Source organism: Streptomyces griseorubiginosus (genome assembly GCF_036345115.1).
In the GTDB taxonomy this organism is placed as follows: domain Bacteria; phylum Actinomycetota; class Actinomycetes; order Streptomycetales; family Streptomycetaceae; genus Streptomyces; species Streptomyces griseorubiginosus_C.
Map to the genome: position 1 here is coordinate 724,754 of NZ_CP107766.1, position 20,713 is coordinate 745,466.

Sequence of the window (20,713 nt, forward strand, 5' to 3'; positions counted from 1 at the left end):
GGCAGGGTGGGCGTCATGAACACACCTTCCGCCTCGTTGGCCCAGTTGGTCCCCGGCATGATCGGGATGACTGTGGTGGGCAGCAGCGTCACCGTCTCGCACACTCTGGTGGACGCCCCGCTGTTCACCACCCAGGCCGTCCGCTATCTGGCCGCGACCGTGATCCTCGTCCTCCTCGCCCGGGTCGCCGGTGTCCGTCCGGTGTGGCCGCGCGGACGGGAGTGGCTGTGGCTGACCGGGCTCGCCGTCACCGGTCTGGTGCTGTTCAACGTGGCCGTGGTCCGGGGCGTAGCGCACGCGGAGCCCGCGGTGATCGCCGTGGCGGTGGCGTGCGTTCCGCTGGTGCTCGGGGTGGTGGGACCGCTGCTGGAGGGACGCAGGCCGAGTCGGCAGGTGCTGATCGCGGCGCCCGTCGTGATGGCGGGCGCGGTGCTGGTGGAGGGGACGGGCCGTACGGACGCGGCCGGGGTGGCCTGGGCCGGGCTGGCCCTGGGGTGCGAGGCCGCGTTCACGCTGCTCGCGGTGCCGGTGCTGGCGCGGCACACGCCCTGGGGGGTGTCGATCCACGCGACCTGGATCGGCGGTGTGCTGCTGACGGTTCTCGGCGTCCCCCTCGAAGGCCCCACGGCGGTACGGGAGGTGACGGCCGGTCAGTGGGTGGCCGCCGGGTATCTGACGCTGATGGTGACGGCGGTCGCGTTCGTGCTGTGGTACTCGACGGTCCGTGCGGTGGGGGCCGGGCGGGCCGGGCTGCTCACCGGTATCGCTCCCCTGGCGGCGGCGGTCGCCGGTGCGGTCTCCGGCACGGGCGTGCCGGGGCCGTCGGTGTGGCTGGGCATCGCGGTGGTGATCGTGGGTCTGGTGATGGGCCTGCGGCCGCGGCCCGTGCCCGCCGTGGAGGTCTCCCCGGCACCTCCCCCGGCCAACCCCCTTCCCTCAAACCTTACTTCACCTCTTGACGCAAGTGGTCCATACCTTTAGGTTCCGGGTCAGCCAGCCTCCTCACCCCCCACGAAGGGCTCTGCGCATGCCGACCCGCCCACGCCTCCCCAGATCCGGCGCCGCCGCGCTCGTCACGGCGGCCGCCGCGTCCCTTCTGACGTTCGCTCCCGCACCCGCGAGCGCGGCCACCGCGCTTCCCACCGGCTTCTCTACTGTCATGAACGCGGCAAGTGGGCGCTGTCTCGACGCCCGGTCGGCCGGCACCGCCAACGGCACCGTCGTCCAGCAGTACGCGTGCAACGGCACCACGGCCCAGCAGTGGAGTTTCACCGCCACCGGCGACGGCTACGTCCGCATCGAGAACCGCAACAACACCGCGCAGGTCGTGGACGTGGCCGACGTCTCCACCGCCGACAGCGCGCCGGTGCATCTGTGGACCTACGGCGGCGGCGCCAACCAGCAGTGGCTGCCCGTCGACGAGGGCGGCGGCGCCTACCGGTTCGTCAACCGCAACAGCGGCAAGTGCCTGGACGATCCGGGCGCCTCGACCGCCGACAGCGTGCAGTTCGTGCAGTACACGTGCAACGGCAGCGCGGCCCAGCGCTTCCAGGTGGTCCCGGTGACGCCGTCGGCCGGCAACCCGGACCTCGGCCCGAACGTCGTCGTCTTCGACCCGTCGACGCCGTCCTCGACGATCCAGTCCCGGCTCGACTCGATCTTCCAGCAGCAGGAGACCAACCAGTTCGGCACCCAGCGCTACGCCGTCCTGTTCAAGCCGGGCTCCTACACCGCGAACGCCAACGTCGGCTTCTACACCCAGGTCGCGGGGCTCGGTCTCACGCCGGACGCGGTGACGGTCAACGGCGCGGTGCACGCGGAGGCGGACTGGTTCCAGGGCAACGCGACCCAGAACTTCTGGCGCGGCGCCGAGAACCTCTCCGTCAACCCGACGGGCGGCGGCGACCGTTGGGCGGTCTCGCAGGCGGCGGCCTACCGCCGGATGCACCTGCGCGGCAACCTCGCCCTGGACGACAACGGCTGGTCCAGCGGCGGCCTGCTCGCCGACACGAAGATCGACGGACAGGTCAACTCCGGCAGCCAGCAACAGTGGTTGACCCGCAACTCGCAGCTCGGCAGCTGGACCGGAGCCAACTGGAACATGGTCTTCGTCGGCAGCCAGGGCGTCCCCGGCACCAGCTTCCCCAACCCGCCGTACACCACGGTCGCCCAGTCCCCGGTCAGCCGGGAGAAGCCCTTCCTGTACGTCGACGGTGACGGCTCCTACAAGGTGTTCGTGCCGTCGGTGCGGTCCAGCTCCGCCGGCACCAGCTGGTCCGGCGGCTCCCCGGCCGGGTCCTCGCTGTCCCTCGACACCTTCTACGTCGTGAAGCCGGGCGCGAGTGCCGCGGACATCAACGCGGCGCTGGCGGCGGGCAAGAACCTCCTGGTCACCCCGGGCGTGTACCACCTGAACCAGACGCTCCAGGTGAACCGCGCCAACACCGTCGTCCTCGGTCTGGGCCTCGCCACCTTCGTCCCGGACAACGGCGTCACCGCGATGAAGGTGGCCGACGTCGACGGCGTCAAGGTCGCGGGCGTCCTCTTCGACGCGGGCACCACCAACTCGCCCACCCTGATGGAGGTCGGGCCGGCCGGCTCCGCCGCCTCCCACGCCGCGAACCCGACCTCCCTGCACGACGTGTACTTCCGCGTCGGCGGCGCGGGCGTCGGCAGGGCGACCACCAGCCTCGTGATCAACAGCGACGACGTGATCGGCGACCACATGTGGATCTGGCGCGCCGACCACGGCAGCGGCGTCGGCTGGACCACCAACACCGCGGACACCGGCCTGATCGTCAACGGCGACAACGTCACCGCGTACGGGCTGTTCGTCGAGCACTACCAGAAGTACCAGACCGTCTGGAACGGCAACGGCGGCCGTACGTACTTCTACCAGAACGAGATGCCGTACGACCCGCCCAACCAGGCGGCCTGGATGAACGGTTCGACGCAGGGCTACGCCGCCTACAAGGTCGCCGACTCCGTCACCAGCCACCAGGCCTACGGCCTCGGCAGCTACTGCTACTTCAACGTGAACCCGGGGGTGGCCGCGGAGCGGGCCATCGAGGCACCGAACAGGACGGGCGTGCGCTTCCAGAGCATGGTGACGGTGTCCCTCGGCGGCACAGGCACCATCCGGCACGTCGTGAACGGCACCGGCGGTCCCTCCAACTCCTCGACGAACGTGGCGAATCTGACCAGCTACCCGTAGAGCTGCGCCTTCCGGCCGCCCCTCCTGACCGGGAGGGCCGGCTCCCCCACCCCCCTCAAGGAGCGTGCCCACCCATGTCCTCATCCCTCCGCAGAGGCCGGCTCGCGGCCTTCGCCGCCCTCGGCGCCGTGCTCACCGCGCTGTGCACGGTGACCCCCGCCCACGCCGCCTCCGGCACCATCACCGGCCTCGCCGGCAAGTGCGTCGACGTGGCGGGCGCGTCCACCGCCAACGGCACGGCCGTACAGCTCTACGACTGCAACGGAACCGGCGCCCAGATCTGGTCCAACCCCGGTGACGGGACCCTGCGGGCGCTCGGCAAGTGTCTCGACGTCGCCGACCGCAGCACCGCCGACGGGGCGGCCGTACAGCTGTGGGACTGCTCGGGCGGCGCCAACCAGCAGTGGGTGGTCTCCGGCGCGCGGGACATCGTCAACCCGGCGGCGAACAAGTGCCTGGACGTGCGGGACAACAACAGCGCCAACGGCACCCGGTTGCAGATCTGGACCTGTGCCGGCACCGCCAACCAGAAGTGGAACGCGCCCGCGGGCGGCGGCGGGAGCCAGCCCTCCGGATTCGTCGTCAGCGAGGCGCAGTTCAACCAGATGTTCCCGAGCCGGAACTCCTTCTACACCTACAGCGGCCTGGTGGCGGCGTTGAACGCCTACCCCGGCTTCGCGAACACCGGCAGCGACACGGTGAGGAAGCAGGAGGCGGCCGCCTTCCTCGCCAACGTGAACCACGAGACGGGCGGGCTGGTGCACATCGTCGAGCAGAACACCGCCAACTACCCGCACTACTGCGACTGGAACCAGCCGTACGGCTGCCCGGCGGGTCAGGCCGCCTACTACGGGCGCGGTCCGATCCAGCTGTCGTGGAACTTCAACTACAAGGCCGCGGGCGACGCGTTGGGGATCGATCTGCTCAACAACCCCTGGCTGGTGCAGAACGACTCGGCCGTGGCGTGGAAGACCGGCCTCTGGTACTGGAACACCCAGTCCGGACCCGGCACCATGACCCCGCACAACGCCATGGTCAACCAGGCCGGGTTCGGTCAGACGATCCGTTCCATCAACGGCTCACTGGAGTGCGACGGCCGCAACCCGGCCCAGGTGCAGAGCCGGGTCGACGCCTACAACCGCTTCACGTCGATCCTCGGGGTCGCTCCCGGAGGCAACCTGTACTGCTGAAAGGGACGCTCGCACCGGCGCCGCCGTCACTCGGCGGCGTCCAGGTGTGCCCTCAGCCACTGCTCGGTGTTGCTCACGTGCACCAGCGCGGTGGCCTGGCCGAGCGTGGCGTCGCGGCGGGACAGGGCCGCGAAGATCGCCTCGTGCTCGGCGAGCGTGCGGCCCGCGGCCTGGGCGTCGACCAGCCCGCGCCAGATGCGGGCGCGCAGGGTGCGGCCGGAGATGCCCTCCAGGAGCGTGAGCAGGGATTCGTTGCCGGTGGCCGTAACGACCGCGCGGTGGAACGCGGCATCGTGGGCGTTGAGCAGTTCGACATCCTCGCGCGCCTCACGCATGGCGTCCAAGTGCCGCTTCACCTCGGCCAGTTGCTCGTCCGTGATGCGGGTCGCGGCGAGCGCCGTGGCCATCGGTTCGAGGAGCCGGCGCACCTCCATGAGGTCCCGCAGCGCACCCGAGTCCCCCTGGAGGAGTTCCACCGCACCGCCGAGCCCCTCCAGGAGCAGGCTCGGCTGGAGGCTGGTGACATAGGTGCCGTCGCCGCGCCGCACTTCCAGGACCCGGGCGACGGCCAGCGCCTTGACCGCCTCGCGGGCGAGATTGCGGGACAGGCCCAGCTGAGCCGCGAGGTCCGGTTCCGGCGGCAGTTTCGAGCCAGGGGGCAGCGCTCCGGAGCGGATCAGCTCACGGATCTGCTCGATGGCCTTGTCCGTCAGGGACACCGCGAACTCCTTCCACCGCTCTTCAGCGATGTTGATGATAGAGCCCGGCACGTCAGGTCTACGCCAAAGCGAAATACATGTGATGTCTAGCGTCTCAAGAAAGGGTTATTACGGTCGAATTCCCCACTTCACTCAGTCAAACCCCGGTATTCATCCCTGTACGGTGGTTGACACGGACGGGACACAGGGCGGACCTTCATCCGTGGCATCCGTGCCATCCGGTTTCCGGGTCCCCGTCCCCCCTCCGCACCAGGGATCTCCCATGTCGAGTTCGCTCAGCAGACGTCAGTTCGTCGCCGGCGCCACCGCCGTCGTGGCGGCCGCGGTCACCACCGACGCGTTCGCCGCCGGCCGTGCCCTGGCCGCGCCCACCACCTACACCCCCACGTGGAACTCCGTGAACCAGCACCCGGCGGCCCCCGAGTGGTTCCGCGACGCCAAGTTCGGCATCTACTTCCACTGGGGCGCCTTCAGCGTCCCCGCGTACGACAGCGAGTGGTACCCGCGCAACATGTACAGCGGCGGGAGCAACGCCAACAAGCACCACATCGCGACCTACGGCGACCCCTCGGTCTGGCCGTTCCACAACTTCATCGACGGCGCCGACGACCTCGCCGGCAACCACGTGCAGTTCGCGCCGAAGCTCAAGTCGGCGGGCGGTGCCTTCGACCCCGACGAGTGGGCGCAGCTGTTCGTGGACGCCGGAGCGAGGTTCGCCGGCCCGGTCGCCGAGCACCACGACGGCTTCTCCATGTGGGACAGCCAGGTCAACGAGTGGAACTCCGTGGGCAAGGGCCCCGGCCTGAACCTGCTGCGCCTGTTCACCGACGCCATCCGCGCCAAGAACCTCAAGCTGCTCGTGGCCATGCACCACGCCTACCACTTCAACGGCTACTACGAGTTCGTGCCCGCGCAGACCGACCCCAGCCTGAAGAAGCTGTACGGCCAGCTGGGTCCGGCGGCCGAGAACCAGCTCTGGTACGACAAGCTCAAGGAGGTCATCGACCGGGCCCGACCCGACATCCTCTGGCAGGACTTCAAGCTCGACGCGGTCGACGAGCAGCAGCGGCTCAACTTCCTTTCGTACTACTACAACCAGGCCAACTCCTGGGGCAGGGAGGTCGTCGCCACCTACAAGGACGGGCTCGACGGCCACGGCGAGGTCTTCGACTACGAGCGCGGCGGGCCGGGCGACCTCACCACCCCCTACTGGCTCACGGACGACAGCATCTCCAGCTCCAGCTGGTGCTACACGCAGGGCATCGGCTACTACAGCGTCCAGCAGATGCTGCACGCGCTGATCGACCGGGTCAGCAAGAACGGCAACATGCTGCTGAACATCGCGCCCATGGCCGACGGCACCATCCCGCAGGGCCAGCGGGACGTCCTGCTGGCCATCGGCGACTACCTGAAGCGCTTCGGCGAGTCGGTCTACGGCACCCGCGCGTGGACGGCGTACGGCGAGGGCCCCACGAAGATGGGCGGCGGCGCCTTCACCACCCCCACGGCCGGTACCGCGCAGGACATCCGCTTCACCCGGAACAAGGCGAACACCGTGCTGTACGCCACCGTCCTCGGCTGGCCCGGCACCTCGCTGACGATCAAGACGCTCAACTCCGCCAGGATCGACGTCTCTTCGCTGAAGTCGGTGCAGCTGCTCAACCCGACCGCCGGCACCTACACGAACCTGGCGACCCCTGCCCAGGGCGCGAGCGGACTCACGGTCACCCTGCCGTCGTCGGCGCCGTTCAGCGCCGACGCGTACGTGCTGAAGCTGACCTTCACCGGTGCGATCCCGAGCCTGCGCCCGGCGGCAGGTGCCGTGGCCTTCCAGGACGTCGACTACGCGGGTACCGGCACCGTCCTGGAGATCGGCGACCACACCGCGGACGAACTGACCCTGGCCGGCCTCACCCCCCGTACCCTGTCCTCGCTGCGGCTCGCCCCGGGTTACCAGCTCATCGGCTACTCCGGTGACAACTTCACCGGCACGGCGTGGACATTCACCGCGGACAACGCCGATCTGCGGAAGACCGGCAACAACGACGCGGTGACCTCTCTGAAGGTGCAGTTCAACCCGTCCACGTACTTCGAGATCGTGAACGTCACCGACGGGCTGGCCCTGGACAGCGGCGGCAACGTGGCCTCCGGGTCCAACCTCAAGCAGTGGGCCTGGGACGGCAGCCCCAACCTCCAGTGGCAGGCGGTCGAGGTCGGTGGCGGCTACTACAAGCTGGTCAACCGCACCAACGGCATGGTCGCCGACGGCTGGGGCGGCACCGCCGACGGCTCCCCCGCCCGCCAGGCCGCCTGGAACGGCGGCACCAACCAGCAGTGGCTGATCACCCATCGCGGGGACGGCCGCTACTCGATCGCCAACCGCACCACCGGACTCGTCCTGGACGGCGGCGGCAACGTGCCGTCCGGCTCGGTCACCAAGCAGTGGACGTACGGCTCCAGCACCAACCTGCTGTGGACGTTCACCGCGCTGTAGCCGAGGGCCCGGCATCGGACACCTGCTCAGGTCTCTGAGCAGGTGTCCTGGCTCCTGGCCGGACCTCACCCACGGTTCAGACGGGCCAGCAGCAGGGTCGGGTCGGGCTCGGTGGCGAAGTACGAGGCGCTCGGGACGTAGACCGTGCGCTCGCGTACGGCCACGGAGGTCGGGTTCGACAGACCGTCCTGCTGGGTGAGCACGACGGAGTGGGTGCCGTCCGGGCAGACCACGACGACCTGGCTGGCGCTGTTGAGCGTGGCGAGGACGGTGTCGTCGTGGTGTGAGGTGAAGGCGAAGTCGTCGATGCCGCCGAGCCCTGTCGCCCGGGTCCCGACCGGACCCGCGGAGCCGTCCCGGCGTACGGGGATGCGCAGCAGTGTGCCGCGGTCGGTGTTGGACACCCAGACGGCCCCGCCGTGGACCTTGATGCCGTTGGCGCCGAAGCCGGTTCCGGACGGGACCGGGGCGAGGGCGGTCGCCGTGGCCCACGCGGTGGGTCGGCCTCCGGTCACCGGCACGCGCCAGACGGTTCCCCGTACCGAGTCGGCCGCGTAGAGCACGCCCCGGTGCTCGTCGAGGGCGAGGCCGTTGGGCAGCCCGTCGGCCGGCAGCTTCGCGATCTGACGGGGCACGCCGCCGGGTGCGATGCGCCAGACGCCGGTCGCGGCGGTGCCGGTGGCGTAGTTGACGTAGAGGGTGCCGTCGTGGGCGCGGGCGATGCCGAGCACGATGGCGTTGTGGACGATGGGGGTGTTCGGGTTCGCGACGGCGGGCAGGGTGACGCGGCTGCGGATGTTCCCGTGCCGGGTGACGTTGGCGACCTGGCGGGCGAAGGCGAAGGTCAGGTCGGCGGAGCCGTCCGGTTCGACCGCGATGTTCTCGGGCGTCTCCCCCGCGGCGAAGTCGAAGTGGGCGACCACCCGCGGCTGCGACACGATCGGCTCGTCACCGGACGCGGGAGCCGTGGCGAGCACGCCGACGGCGACGGCGGTGGCGGCGACAGCGGCCAGCTGCGGGAGTCGGGGCATGAAGGGCATGTACCTCTCCTTGGACTGCGACACGAGCCACCGGTGTGGCGGCACCCGCAGCCTGCGGTACGCGGGCCGGTGACCGCCGCAGTCACGGCCGGGACATCGCCCTCGTGGCCTACGGATCGGAGAGGCGGCCCGCCGCCCCCGGGTACCGGGTCGGGCGGGCCGTTCGCGGGCGGGTCAGCGCAGTCCGGCGAAGAGGTCGTTCTCGGGGACGGGTGCTCCGGTGGGGTCCTGGACGCGTACGAAGGTCTCCACGCCCATCAATTCGCCGAACCTCTCCTTGCCCATCTTGAGGAAGAAGATGTTCTCGCCCTGACTGGCGTGCGCGGCCAGGGCGTCGAACTTCTGGCCGCTGAACGCGGTCGTGTCCACCCACGTGGTGATCTCGTCGTCGGGCAGGCCGATCTCGACCGGCGCCGCGGCCTCGGCGGGATCCGGCTCCGGCACGTCCTCACCGAACTCGCGCATGATCTCGCCGAAGCGTCCCATCATCGAGCGGGGCATCGTCGTCCAGTACACCTTGGGTGTCAGATCGATCATCTCCAGCGCCGCCATCGTGATCCGGTGGGCCTGGATGTGGTCGGGGTGACCGTAGAAGCCGTTCTCGTCGTAGGTGACGACCACATCGGGACGGTAGTGCCGCATGAGTTCGGCGAGTCGGGCCGCGCCTTCCTCCACGGGTGTCTGCCAGAAGGATCCGGGGGCGTCGTTGGTGGGCCAGCCGACCATGCCGGAGTCGGCGTAGTCCAGCATCTCCAGATCGCTGATCTTCAGGACCCCGCAGCTCTCCGTGAGTTCGTGGCGGCGCATCGCGGCGACCGCCGCCGGATCGTGCCCGGGATCGCCCGGCTTCACGCCCCCTGGCCCGTCACCGCAGCCGCCGTCGGTACAGGTCACGAGAACCGTGCGGACGCCTTCCGCCGCGTACCGCGCGAGGACTCCTCCGGTTCCGGTGGCCTCGTCGTCGGGGTGGGCGTGTACCGCCATGAGCGTCAAGGGCCGGTCAGTCATGAGAAACAGTCCTCCTGCAGGAACATGTCGTGAGTCCGTCGACCGGTGCAACCGCGCCGACCGAGCCCACTGTTCCCGGCGTGACCCCGCGGGACCCGACGAACCGGTTCTGTCCCGTCAGGTCTCGGTGCCAACCCGGTCATGTCCGGCATGCCGTCGTTCAGGCGTCCGGGGCGCCCCGGGTCGCGGCCGCGTCGAGCAGCGGGGCGAGTTCTCGGGACACGGTCGTCAGGGGGCGCACGTCCCGTTCGGCACGGGCGAGGAGGATCGCCCCCTCCAGGGAGCCGAGCATGAGCGTGGCGAGCGAGGGCGCCCGTTCCGGGGGTACGCCCATGTCGACCAGGGCCGCCGCCACCGAGCCGTGCCACTGGGCGAAGGCGGCGGACGCGGCCTGTCGGGTGGAGTCGGTGCTCTCCGCACAGTCCGCCGTGGCGGCGGCGACCGGACAGCCGCCGGCGAAGCCGGACGTCTCGTACTCGTCGGTCCACTGACGCACCATCTCGGCGAAGAGCCCACTCGGCGTGGGTGTCGGCAAGGCGGCCAGGAAACGCGCGACGCGTCGTGAGGCGTACCGGCCGGCCCAGCCCACGGCCTCGTTGACCAGCTGTTCCTTGCCGCCGGGGAAGTAGTGCTGAAGCGAGCCGCGCGGCGCCCCGGCGTGGGCGGCGACGTCACGCATCCCGGCGGCCGAGACCCCGCCGCGCCGGATCAGCTGGGCCGCGCTGAAGACCATCCGCTCGCGTGGCCCGCGTTCGGACACCGCCATGTCCCGCCTCCCGCATCTCGATCTCCCGGCCCCTCACTCTATGACCGCCGTCATAGACACGGCTACTATGACCGCTGTCATAGTCGACGGAGGCGGTGGAACGTCATGGCGTACGTGGGTTTCGTCGGGCTGGGGGTCATGGGGCAGCCCATGGCCCTCAACCTCGCGCGGGCGGGGACCCCGTTGGTGGTCTGGAACCGCTCACCGGCCAGGTGCGCACCGCTGCGCGCCGCCGGGGCCGAGGTGGCGGCGAGCCCCGGCGAGGTCTTCGAGCGGGCCGGCACGGTGTTCCTCATGCTGGCCGACGAGACCGCCGTCGACACCGTCCTGGGACGCGGCACCCCGGACTTCCCGGGCCGGGTGGCCGACCGCACCGTCGTCCACATGGGGACGACCTCGGCGGAGTACTCGGGCGGCCTCCAGGACGACCTCCGGGCCGCGGGCGGGCGGTATGTCGAGGCACCGGTGTCCGGTTCCCGGGTTCCGGCCGAGCGGGGCGAGCTGGTCGCCATGCTGGCGGGTGACGGGGACGCGGTGGCGGCCGTACGTCCGCTGCTGGCGCCCCTGTGCAAGGAGGCGTTCGACTGCGGTCCCGTCCCGGCCGCCCTGTTGACCAAGTTCTCGGTGAACCTGTTCCTGATCACCCTCGTCACCGGCCTCACCGAGGCGTTCCACTTCGCCGAACGGCAGGGACTCGACGCACGGCTGCTCAGGGACGTCCTGGACGCGGGACCGATGGCCAGCTCCGTCTCCCGGATGAAGACGCCGAAACTGCTGGACCGCGACTTCGCCGTCCAGGCCGGGGCGGCGGACGTCCTGAAGAACAACCGCCTGATCGCCGAGGCCGCCCGCAGGACCGGCGTCGCCTCCCCGCTGCTCGACGTGTGCCACGCCCTGTTCGGCGAGACGGTGGAGCAGGGGTACGGCGACGAGGACATGGTGGCCGTACTGCACGCGTTGGAGAGGCGCACGGCGCTCGACGGGCGTGAGCGTCGGGAGTGAGTGGCGGGGCGAGCGGGCGTCGCCTCCCCGCCGTGCCCCCGCGCGGTGTCACAAGCCGAGGTAGAAGCGCACGGTCGTGCCGTCGTCGCCGGTGTGCACGCGCACCAGGTCGGCCACGTAGTGGACCATCATCAGGCCCCGGCCGCCCAACTGGCCGCGCTCCGGCGGGCGGCGGCCGGCCAGCGGGTCGGCCAGTCGGCCCGCATCGCGGACCTGACACACCAACTGCCCCTGTTCGGCCCAGACCGCGAGTGTCCCGTGGCCTCCGCCGTGGACGACGCTGTTGGTCGTCAGCTCCGCGACCGCCAGCTCCACGTCCATCAGCCGCTCCCCGGCCATGCCCAGCCGCGTCGCCTGAGCGAGGGCGAACCGGCGGGCCGCCGGAAGATCCTCACCGCCGTAGGAGAAGGCCACCGCGTCCGGTGCGGGCGCGAGCACCTGGTTGTACCGATCGACGACCGCCTGCCAGTCGAAGACGCCGCTGACCGACTCACGGCCCTCCCCGCTGATGAGGGTCGGGTGGGTGACCCGCGCGTCGGCGATCACCTGCGGATCCAGCCCGACCTCGTCGTAGGGGCACAGGATCGTCACCGCCCGGCCCTCGAACGCGGCGTTGATCAGCGCCTCGTGCTGCGCGCACGCCGGGTACTCCACCGCGCTGCGTCCGGCCCAGATCGGCTCGCCGATGATCCGCACACGCGACGTCGGGTGGGCGTCGGCGAATCCCCGCAGCACCTTGGGGATGATCCGCCCCGGGTTGCGGCCGGCCTCGGTCATGTCCAGGAACAGGATGCCCTCGGCGTCCGCGCCCAGACCTGCCTTGATCAGCTCCAGGTTGGGGCCGGGCACCGCCACGGCCAAGGGCTCGCCGTCGGCCAGGCCCTGGCGCAGGAAGGCCACCGTCTGCCGCGTGTACTGCTGCTCGGTGCGGTAGAAGAGGGCGGGGTGCGCGAACGCCTCGCGGGTGGTCACCGTGCTCGTCACAGAGCCACCTCGATCCGGTCCAGGCCCGGCCAGAACATCTCCAGAACCCGTGGCAGCTGCGGCGGTGGATGCTCCACCACGACCCTCCCGTGGGGCAGGTTCATGGCGGTGACCGCCAGAGCGGTCACCCCGGCCACGTCGATGAACGCCACGTCCGACAGCTCCACGTACGACACACCCGCGTGCCGCCGGGCCAGCTCGGACAAGGCCCGTTCCCAGGACGGGCAGGTGAGGACGCTGATCTCACCGCGGGCTCGTATCCCCGTACGACCGGGCAACGGGCTCACCTCCAACGAAACCCTCCCGGGCATCGCCGGGGCGGATCCGGCCACCGCATGTGGGGCATCCACGCTCGGACTCCTTCACATCAAGCCGCCTGCCGACCGTCCCGACACGGGCAGAGCAAAGGGCTCCCCCGACAGGGCAGTCTATCCGGACGGCAGTGAGTGACCGTCGTCGTTCCCGCCCGGGCTCCGCAGCGTCGCCGAGGTCCAGAACCCCGTTTCCCGCCTCTCGTACGACAGTTTGGCCCGCTCGAGCCAGGCGCTCACGTCGTCGGCCATCGAGGGGAACCGCTGCTTCATCGGCTCGGCCAACTCGATGAGCTCGTCCCATGAGTCAGCCAGATAGGTTTCGTTCTCCAGCCCCATCGCGACGGCCGCGCGGAAGGCGTCGTCCGACCTCAGCCACCGCCGACCGACCTCGATGATGCGTGTGCCGGATTCGACGTCGATGATCCATCCCATGGACAGGAGCTGCTCGGAGACGTAACCGGGCACGACGTTCGGGGCGCGGTGCTCGACCAGGAAGTTCATGACGTCCTCGATGTCCATGGCCCCATCCTCCTTCCCGCGCCGACCACTCCCGCACGATTTTCGGCCGCCGATCCGGGAACGCGTTGTGGGCACACCCTGGTCCCCCACCCACGGAGCGCCCGTGCTGGGAGCGGCCGCCTGCCAGGTGCTCGCCGCCACCCTGGGCCTCGCCCTGCTGACCGGCAACCGCACCGACCCGGCGCCCACCGGCTCCGGGGTCGGTAGCCGGCGATCAGCAAACTGCCGGCGTCGGCGTATGGGTCAGCAGGTCATGCCACCTCGTCCCGGCTCAGGGGCTGCCCGACTGGGTGACGCCCTGTGCGAGTTGGCCGACGACGTCGACGATGGTCTGGCCGAACGCGGTCGGGGCTATCAGTACGCCGAAGACCAACACGATCAGGACGGTCAGCTTCTCGTCGTTCCGGCTTCGAGCCTCTGTGCGCCGCCGCAGCCGCACAAGGATGATCACCGCGAGCAACACCGCAACATTGATCGACAGAACCACCGACCAGCCCTCCCCGTCAGACAACCTCCACGCACACCTGTAGCCGGAACCACTCCGCGCGGTGGGTTGATTACTGATCGTTGGCGCCAAAACGCTTCTGCCCGTCCGGATTTCCGGCCTTGACCAGCATCAGGCGAACAACTGCGGCCAGGCACGTAGCGGGCCCGCCCGGCCGACCAGCCACGAGCTCCGTTGCCCTTATCCGGGGCAAGCTCGGCGCGGGCGTATGCCCGCCTCCGGCCCAGAGCGCAGGGCAGCGCGCACGGGGTGGAAGGCGCGGCGGCCATCCGGTTTCGCCAGCTCGGCGGCGATCGTCTCCCACGGGATGTTCTGGTCTCCCAGGGCGTTGAAGTACGGGTCGTCCTCAGGGCCGTGCCAAGCACGGCGGAATCCGGTGTCGACCACCGGGTAGCCCAGGAGCCGGGCGAACAACGGATAGCGAAGCTCGTCGTTGCCGAGGGCGGGCGGGTCGGCGGCCGCGTAGTCGTGGAGGAACGCCCGCGGGAAACAGGGGCCCTCGCCCAGGCAGCCGTACGAGATCGGGTCGTCGCCGTCATCGCAACCGTAGCCGTAGCGGGCCCGGGCGAAGGCCAGGAGATCGCCCCACTCCCGCGCCTCGTCCTCGCCGGCGGTCCAACGCCAGTCGTCGCCGATGACGCTCAGCGGCGTCGGCGCGGTCAGGCCGACAGCCTGGGGCGGCACCGCGGCGTACAGCCGCTCCAAAGGCTCCGCCAGCAGCAGATCCCACTCGAGAAAATGCAGGACGTCGAAGGACAGCCGGTGACCTGCCTCGCGATACCAGTCCAGCAACAGCAAGTCGCCGTTCTTCCAGTTCCAAGGTCCACTGTGACGGGAGACGTACAGGGCGTCCAGTCCCAGCACCCGCCGGCCGGCCAGGCGGAAGGCGGCGCCGCGAGGGCCACCCGGACCGCCGAAGAGTCCGTGTACGGGCACCCCGGGGTTGAGTCGTCGCAGCAGAGCGATGCGGCCCCGGCAGACCAGGGGGTCGCGGTGAAAGCGGAAGACTACGAGCCGTTTGACCGGCATGGGGCAATGCTAGCCATAAAGGCCTTATGCATGCATATGGATCGGCACGAGCCTGCACAGGAGGGCCGTCGCCTGGTGGTGCACCTGTCGGCCGACCGGGCCACGGCCACCGCGCTGGACCGTCTCAACGGCCGCAGGCCGGGGGCCCTGCGGGCAGTGAGCGGCTGACCTCGGTTCTCGTCTTCCTCTCACGGTCGGGCACGACGTCGCTCCGGGTCAGCGCACCCGGCCCCGCGGCTTCAACGGCACCGGCGGCAACTCGGGAGCGGGCAGGGGAGCACCGTCGTACCCCTTCACCTCACCGAACCGCGTCCCCTCCATCCAGTCCCGACGTGCCTGCTCGATCTCGCCCTGCGAGCGCCCGATCCAGTTCCAGAACATGACGAGCTCCTCCTCGAACGGCTCGCCCCCCAGAAGCATCAGGCCCGCGTCCGACTCGGCGCGCAGCGGGAGTTCGGTGCGGCCGCAGCCGAGGTAGAGCATCGAGCCGGGCAGGACCGGCACCCCGTCCACGTGGGTCTCGCCGGACATCGACAGCACGGCGTACTCGAAGTCCGGTTCCAGCGGCAGGCGTACGTCCGCGCCGCCGGCCAGGGTCAGGTCGGCGCCGACGATGGGGGTGTACGCCGTACCGGGCGAGCGGGCGCCGTCGAGGTCGCCCAGGATGAGCGTGGCCGCCAGACCCGGCGCCGTGATCTGCGGCAGCTCGGCGTGGTGCTCGAAGCGCGGATCGGTGTGGCGGTGGCCGTCCGGGAGGGCGACCCAGAGCTGGGCCCCGTGCAGGAAGCGGGCGTGGGACTTCGGGCTCTCCTCGGAGTGGCTGATCGCGCGCCCGGAGGTCATCAGGCCCAGCTCACGGGGGCGGATCGTCTGCAGGCTGCCGGCGGAGTCCCGGTGCAGCACCTCGCCCTGGTGCAGCCAGCTCACCGTCTGGAGGCCCATGTGCGGGTGCGGGGGCACCTGCATGCCGGGTTCGTCGGCGATGTCGTCGGGTCCGTAGTGATCGACGAAACACCAGGCGCCGACCATGCGGCGGCCCAGGTTGGGCAGCAGTCGGCGCACCTCGCTGGACTCGCCGAGCTTGACGCGGCGAGGGCTGAGGAGTTCACGCACGGGTTCCGCCACCACGAAGCCGCGGCCACCGCACAGGGCGGGAACCGCCTCGCGATCAAGATTGCTCATGCCGCCCAACCTAGCCCCGTGAAGCGTTCCCCGTCAGGCCGTCCTTCGGGCACAGCAGCAGACCGACGGCGGCAGCCCCCACCCGGGCCTCGCCGGACCCCACCGAAAACAGTAGCCATGGACATAGTAGCCATGTACTGTATCGAGCATGAGTACGGCACCCGAGGGCGCGACGCCCGGTTTCCTGGTCTGGCGACTGTCGATGAAGTGGCGCGTCGCGGTGGACCGCGCGGTGGCCCCGCTCGGCCTGACCCACGCCCAGTACTCGCTGGTGGCCTCGCTGTACGGCATGCAGCGCGGCGGCGAGCGGCCCAGCCAGCGCCGCCTCGCCGACCACACCGGCCTCGAACCGCTCTACGTCTCCAAGCTGGCGCGCTCCCTGGAGAGCGCCGGGCTCCTGGAGCGCACCCGCGACCCGCGCGATCCGCGCGCGGTGCAACTGGCGCTCACAGAGGAGGGCCGCGAGCGGACCCGGCAGGCCGTCACGGTCGTCCAGGGGCTCCTGGAGCAGTTGCTGGCCCCCCTCGGCGGCCTGGACAGCACGCGCTCGCGGGACTTCAAGCGCGAGCTCGCGGTCCTGCTCGACGCACCTCTCGACCCGACGAACGACACTCCCAAGGAGCGGTCATGACCACCAATCCCCGTGTCATCGCCCTGGCCCACTACGCCGGCCGGGCCCTGCTGGAGAACGCGCTGGCCCGTCACGGCCTGACCTTCCAGCAGTCCGTCACGCTACGGCCGGCCGCGCTCGCCGACGGGCCCCTCGACCGGGACCGGCTCGTCGCCGACGTGGTCGGCTCGCTCAAGATCGACGCGGCGGAGGCGCACGCCGTGGTCGACGAACTGCTCGCCGCGGGGCTGCTCGCTCCGGAGGGGACGTCCGAGGTGCGGATCACGCGGGCCGGGCGGGACCTGTACCAGACGACGTCCGCCGAGACCGCGCCCCTCACCGCCCGGATCTACGCGGGCATCCCCGAGGAGGACCTGGCCGTGGCCGGGCGGGTCCTCGGCCTCATCACCGAGCGGGCCAACAGGGAACTCGCCGCGCTGCCCGAGTAGCAGCGACCGGCCTCAGGCGGCCGCCGCCTTCTTCCCCCTCCGGTGGGCGATCTCACCGAGAAGCACATCCGCCACGACGAAACCGGCCAGCGGGATGCCGAGCAGCGGCACGAAGTAGCCGAGGACGGCGACGACGACCACGCCCGGCACCAGGATCTGCGGCGGCACCTGCTGCCAGGCGCCGCGCGGGATCGGCCGCCCGAAGGCGGAGCTACGGCCGCGCTGCCACCACATCCGGTAGCCCCACACGATCAGCAGGACCAGGGACAGCGCGAGGATCATCAGGGCGATCTGGTTGACCAGCCCGAACAGGACGCCGGTGTGCAGGTCGATGCCCCAGCGGGTGAGCTTGGCGAGCAGCGGGTGGTCGGCGAACCGCAGCGTGTCGGTGACCTCGCCGGTGGTCGGGTCGACGGCGACGGAGTCCTGCTTCTCGGGCCAGCTGCGCTGCACCTGCCGTACGACATAGGTGGACGACGCGTCGGCGGGCGGGACGATCTCGACGGGGTCACCGAGACCCTCGGCGCGGGCGGCGGCCAGCACCTTGTCGAGGCCGACGCCGTGCTCGGCGTCCCCGGCCGAGGCGGAGGCGCCGTGGCCCGAGTGGTCGCCGCCCGCCGAGGAGGAGACCGACGGGGTGGACTGGCCGAGCGAGGTGCGCAGTTCGTCGATGTTGGCGCCCGCGTACGTGGACCAGGTCAGGCCGGTCGCGGACAGGAAGAAGAACCCGGCCGCGGCCCACACGCCGACGCTGCCGTGCAGGCCGAGGGTGCGGCGCCGCCCGCTGGTGCCGCGGACCTTGCGCAGGGCGCGGCGGCGGGAGAACCACAGCACGATGCCGCCGCCCGCGATGACCCACAGCCAGCTGGCGGCGAACTCGCTGTACAGGCGGCCGTTCTCGCCGAGGTGGAGGTCGCGGTGGAACTCGTCGATCCAGGTGCGCAGCGGCAGCGCGCCGGTGGATCCGTACTGCTCCAGCGCGCCGCGGACCTTTCCGGTGTAGGGGTCGACGAACACGGCGAGCGTGTGGTTCGGGTCGACGCCCGGCACGCCCGACAGCATCACCCTGGTGGTCGCGTCGGCCTCGGGAGAGGGCCGTACGGCCGAGACGGTGCCCTCGGGATGCGCCTTGCGGGCCGCGTCCACCTGCGCGGAGATGGGCAGCTTGGTGTCGCCGACGGCGGCGACGGTCATGTCGTCCCGGTAGACGATCTTCTCGGCCTGGAAGGCTCCGGCGTACAGGAAGCCGGTGACGGCGGCGATCAGCAGGAAGGGGGCGACGAACACGCCGGCGTAGAAGTGCAGGCGCAGCACGAGCGGGCGCAGCGGGGCCCAACTGCCGCGGGCCGGTGCCGGAGCGGCCGGCCCGGGGGCCTCGTCCGTGGTCGTCGTGGGAGCGGTGGACATCGGCGGCTTCTCCGGGGGCTGGGGACGGTAGCGGTCCAGTAGTCGGAGAGCGGGACCGCCGAGTTCCCGCCCCTCCCAGTGACCTGCGTCACACCCACCGTTCTCGTGGCATCCTGGCGCGATGGCAACTCCGAGCCCCCGCAAGCCCCTTGCCGACCTGGTCGAGGAACTCCTCACCACGGACGGCCCGCTCCCGATCGTCGCGGCCGGCGATCCGGTACTGCGCCAGACCGTCCAGCCTTACGACGGCCACCTGGACGCCGCCCTCTTTTCCCGCTTCGTCGAGGCCCTCCGCATCACGATGCACGCGGCGCCCGGCGTCGGGCTCGCCGCCCCTCAGGTCGGGGTCCCCCTGCGGATCGCGGTGATCGAGGACCCCGCCCCGGTACCGGAGGAGGTACGGCTGGCGCGCGGACGCGTCCCGCAGCCGTTCCGGGTCCTGGTCAATCCCTCGTACGAGGCGGTCGGTGTCGAGCGGGCCGCGTTCTTCGAGGGCTGTCTGAGCGTGCCGGGCTGGCAGGCCGTGGTGGCACGGCCTGCCGCGGTCCGCCTGACCTGCGAGGACGAGCTCGGCCGACCGGTGGACGAGGTGTTCAGCGGCTGGCCCGCGCGGATCGTCCAGCACGAGACGGACCACCTCGACGGCACCCTCTACCTCGACCGCGCGGAGCTGCGCTCGCTGTCCTCGAACCAGGCGATGGCCGAGCGCTGGACGCAGCCGACGCCGGAGCGGGCGGCCGCGTCCCTCGGTTTCGAGCTGCCGTCCTAGTTGTCCCGGTAGGTCTCCAGCAGCCGCAGCCAGATCTCGCTGATCGTCGGGAACGCCGGGACCGCGTGCCACAGCCTGCTGATCGGGACCTGCCCGGCGACCGCGATCGTGGCGGAGTGGATCAGCTCGCCGACGCCGGGGCCGACGAAGGTGACGCCGAGGAGGATCTCGCGCTCCAGGTCGACGACCATGCGGGCGCGACCTCGGTAGCCCTCGGCGTAGAGCCCGGCACCGGAGACGTTCGCGAGGTCGTAGTCGACCGCGCGGACCCGGTGGCCCGCCTGTTCGGCCTCGGCCAGCGAGAGGCCCACGGCGGCCGCCTCCGGGTCGGTGAAGACGACCTGGGGCACGGCGGCGTGGTCGGCGGTCGCCGTGTGCGCGCCCCAGGGTTCCGCCTGGACGGACGTGCCCGAGGCGCGGGCGGCGATGGCGGCGCCCGCGATGCGCGCCTGGTACTTGCCCTGGTGGGTGAGGAGCGCGCGGTGGTTGACGTCGCCGACGGCGTAGAGCCAGTCGCTGCCGGTGACGCGGAGGCTGTCGTCGACCTCCAGCCAGCTGCCGGGCTCCCGGCCGATCGTGTCGAGGCCGATGTCGTCGGTGTGCGGGGCGCGGCCGGTGGCGAAGAGGATCTCGTCGGCCTCGATGCGGTCGCCGGTGCCGGTGACGACCACGACCGTGCCGTTCTCGCGCGTCACCGACTCGACCGAGGTGCCGGTGCGGACGTCGACGCCGGCCTCGGTGAGGGCCTCGGCGACGAGTTCGCCGGCGAACGGCTCCATGCGGTTGAGCAGGCCCTTCCCGCGTACCAGGAGGGTGACCTGCGAGCCGAGGGCCTGCCAGGCCGTGGCCATCTCGGTGGCGACCACTCCCCCGCCGACCACGACAAGGCGTCCTGGAGCCGTCTGCGCGCTCGTCGCCTCACGGCTGGTCCACGGTTTGACCCGTTCGAGGTCCGGCAGGTCGGGCAGGACGGCCCGGGTGCCGGTGCAGACGGCCACGGCGTGCCGGGCGGTCAGCACCGTCCGCGTGCCGTCGGAGGCGGTCACCGTGACCGTGCGTTCCCCGCTGAGCCGGCCGTGACCGCGATGGAGGTCGACGCCGACGCTCTGGAGCCAGCCGACCTGGCCGTCGTCCTTCCAGTCGGAGGTGAACCAGTTGCGGCGGGCGAGGATCGCGGCCGTGTCGAGGGGGCCCTGCACCGACGCGCTCAGGCCCGGCACCCGGCGGGCGTCGGCCTGGGCGATCACCGGCCGCAGCAGGGCCTTGCTCGGGATGCAGGCCCAGTAGGAGCACTCTCCGCCGACCAGCTCGCTCTCCACGACCGCGGTGGACAGGCCCGCCGCGCGGGTGCGGTCGGCCACGTTCTCCCCCACGGGTCCGGCACCGAGCACCACTACGTCGTAGGTGCGGGAGGCGTTGTTTTCCGTTTCCGTCATGGGCCCAGTCTGGTGGGTGGTGTGCGCTCGGGCCAGCAGGGGTACGCGCGCCGGATACCGAGAGGTGACAGCTGTG

20 protein-coding genes and 1 pseudogene are annotated in these 20,713 nt (G+C 71.0%); 9 read left to right on the top strand and 12 right to left on the bottom strand.

Translation table 11 applies throughout. The features are described from left to right. Positions 1–15 precede the first annotated feature (15 nt). The 3 genes from OHN19_RS03370 to OHN19_RS03380 all read left to right on the top strand — a co-directional run bounded on the left by OHN19_RS03370 (position 16) and on the right by OHN19_RS03380 (position 4,404). On the top strand, positions 16–981 hold the full coding sequence (locus tag OHN19_RS03370) for a DMT family transporter (protein ID WP_330262657.1): 966 nt from the start codon (positions 16–18) through the stop codon (positions 979–981). Between the two features lie 46 nt (positions 982–1,027). Further along, positions 1,028–3,214, top strand: coding sequence for an RICIN domain-containing protein (locus OHN19_RS03375; RefSeq protein WP_330262658.1), 2,187 nt, complete (start codon positions 1,028–1,030; stop codon positions 3,212–3,214). A 74-nt stretch (positions 3,215–3,288) separates the two neighbouring features. Beyond that, positions 3,289–4,404, top strand: coding sequence for a lectin (locus OHN19_RS03380; RefSeq protein ID WP_330262659.1), 1,116 nt, complete (start codon positions 3,289–3,291; stop codon positions 4,402–4,404). A 26-nt stretch (positions 4,405–4,430) separates the two neighbouring features. Here the strand turns inward: OHN19_RS03380 and OHN19_RS03385 are convergent, their stop codons facing one another. Further along, positions 4,431–5,123, bottom strand: coding sequence for a FadR/GntR family transcriptional regulator (locus tag OHN19_RS03385; protein WP_330262660.1), 693 nt, complete (start codon positions 5,121–5,123; stop codon positions 4,431–4,433). A 262-nt stretch (positions 5,124–5,385) separates the two neighbouring features. Between OHN19_RS03385 and OHN19_RS03390 the strand changes: the two genes are divergently transcribed. Beyond that, on the top strand, positions 5,386–7,617 hold the full coding sequence (locus OHN19_RS03390; protein ID WP_330262661.1) for an alpha-L-fucosidase: 2,232 nt from the start codon (positions 5,386–5,388) through the stop codon (positions 7,615–7,617). A 65-nt stretch (positions 7,618–7,682) separates the two neighbouring features. On the opposite strand, the gene OHN19_RS03395 is transcribed toward OHN19_RS03390, so the two are convergent. From OHN19_RS03395 to OHN19_RS03405, 3 genes are all read right to left on the bottom strand, one after another. After that, positions 7,683–8,648, bottom strand: a complete 966-nt coding sequence (locus OHN19_RS03395; RefSeq protein ID WP_330269522.1) for a hypothetical protein — start codon at positions 8,646–8,648, stop codon at positions 7,683–7,685. Positions 8,649–8,831: 183 nt separating this feature from the next. Further along, complete coding sequence (locus OHN19_RS03400) at positions 8,832–9,665, bottom strand: PIG-L family deacetylase (RefSeq protein WP_330262662.1); 834 nt, start codon at positions 9,663–9,665, stop codon at positions 8,832–8,834. Between the two features lie 160 nt (positions 9,666–9,825). Then, a complete protein-coding gene (locus tag OHN19_RS03405) occupies positions 9,826–10,431 on the bottom strand; it encodes a TetR/AcrR family transcriptional regulator (protein WP_330262663.1) in 606 nt (201 codons plus the stop codon). 105 nt (positions 10,432–10,536) lie between these two features. Between OHN19_RS03405 and OHN19_RS03410 the strand changes: the two genes are divergently transcribed. Then, positions 10,537–11,433, top strand: coding sequence for an NAD(P)-dependent oxidoreductase (locus tag OHN19_RS03410; protein ID WP_330262664.1), 897 nt, complete (start codon positions 10,537–10,539; stop codon positions 11,431–11,433). A 48-nt stretch (positions 11,434–11,481) separates the two neighbouring features. Here the strand turns inward: OHN19_RS03410 and OHN19_RS03415 are convergent, their stop codons facing one another. The 5 genes from OHN19_RS03415 to OHN19_RS03435 form a co-directional block, all read right to left on the bottom strand. After that, positions 11,482–12,417, bottom strand: coding sequence for a sensor histidine kinase (locus OHN19_RS03415; protein ID WP_330262665.1), 936 nt, complete (start codon positions 12,415–12,417; stop codon positions 11,482–11,484). After that, a complete protein-coding gene (locus OHN19_RS03420) occupies positions 12,414–12,728 on the bottom strand; it encodes an STAS domain-containing protein (protein ID WP_330269523.1) in 315 nt (104 codons plus the stop codon). Before OHN19_RS03420 ends, OHN19_RS03415 begins: the two co-directional genes overlap by 4 nt. A gap of 117 nt (positions 12,729–12,845) precedes the next feature. Then, positions 12,846–13,250 carry a hypothetical protein gene (locus OHN19_RS03425; RefSeq protein WP_330262666.1) on the bottom strand — a complete coding sequence of 135 codons (405 nt, stop codon included), beginning with the start codon at positions 13,248–13,250 and terminating at the stop codon, positions 12,846–12,848. Positions 13,251–13,521: 271 nt separating this feature from the next. Continuing rightward, positions 13,522–13,737 carry a hypothetical protein gene (locus tag OHN19_RS03430; protein WP_330262667.1) on the bottom strand — a complete coding sequence of 72 codons (216 nt, stop codon included), beginning with the start codon at positions 13,735–13,737 and terminating at the stop codon, positions 13,522–13,524. A 198-nt stretch (positions 13,738–13,935) separates the two neighbouring features. Beyond that, entirely contained in the window at positions 13,936–14,784 is an 849-nt protein-coding gene (locus OHN19_RS03435; RefSeq protein ID WP_330262668.1) for a hypothetical protein, read from the bottom strand. Positions 14,785–14,844: 60 nt separating this feature from the next. Between OHN19_RS03435 and OHN19_RS03440 the strand changes: the two are divergent. After that, positions 14,845–14,952, top strand: a pseudogene (locus OHN19_RS03440) (transcriptional regulator); the annotation flags it as partial. A gap of 48 nt (positions 14,953–15,000) precedes the next feature. Here OHN19_RS03440 and OHN19_RS03445 read toward each other — a convergent pair. Further along, positions 15,001–15,966 carry a pirin family protein gene (locus tag OHN19_RS03445; RefSeq protein WP_330262669.1) on the bottom strand — a complete coding sequence of 322 codons (966 nt, stop codon included), beginning with the start codon at positions 15,964–15,966 and terminating at the stop codon, positions 15,001–15,003. Between the two features lie 148 nt (positions 15,967–16,114). Between OHN19_RS03445 and OHN19_RS03450 the strand changes: the two genes are divergently transcribed. Further along, complete coding sequence (locus tag OHN19_RS03450) at positions 16,115–16,597, top strand: MarR family winged helix-turn-helix transcriptional regulator (protein ID WP_330262670.1); 483 nt, start codon at positions 16,115–16,117, stop codon at positions 16,595–16,597. After that, on the top strand, positions 16,594–17,025 hold the full coding sequence (locus tag OHN19_RS03455; RefSeq protein WP_330262671.1) for a MarR family transcriptional regulator: 432 nt from the start codon (positions 16,594–16,596) through the stop codon (positions 17,023–17,025). Before OHN19_RS03450 ends, OHN19_RS03455 begins: the two co-directional genes overlap by 4 nt. 12 nt (positions 17,026–17,037) lie before the next feature. Here the strand turns inward: OHN19_RS03455 and OHN19_RS03460 are convergent, their stop codons facing one another. Beyond that, positions 17,038–18,432 (bottom strand): PepSY-associated TM helix domain-containing protein, encoded by a 1,395-nt coding sequence (locus OHN19_RS03460; RefSeq protein WP_330262672.1) that lies wholly within the window; start codon positions 18,430–18,432, stop codon positions 17,038–17,040. A gap of 121 nt (positions 18,433–18,553) precedes the next feature. On the opposite strand from OHN19_RS03460, the gene OHN19_RS03465 reads away from it, so the two are divergent. Beyond that, complete coding sequence (locus OHN19_RS03465) at positions 18,554–19,201, top strand: peptide deformylase (protein ID WP_330262673.1); 648 nt, start codon at positions 18,554–18,556, stop codon at positions 19,199–19,201. Here the strand turns inward: OHN19_RS03465 and OHN19_RS03470 are convergent. Beyond that, positions 19,198–20,637 carry an NAD(P)/FAD-dependent oxidoreductase gene (locus OHN19_RS03470; protein WP_330262674.1) on the bottom strand — a complete coding sequence of 480 codons (1,440 nt, stop codon included), beginning with the start codon at positions 20,635–20,637 and terminating at the stop codon, positions 19,198–19,200. The genes OHN19_RS03465 and OHN19_RS03470 overlap by 4 nt on opposite strands. Positions 20,638–20,713 lie beyond the last annotated feature (76 nt).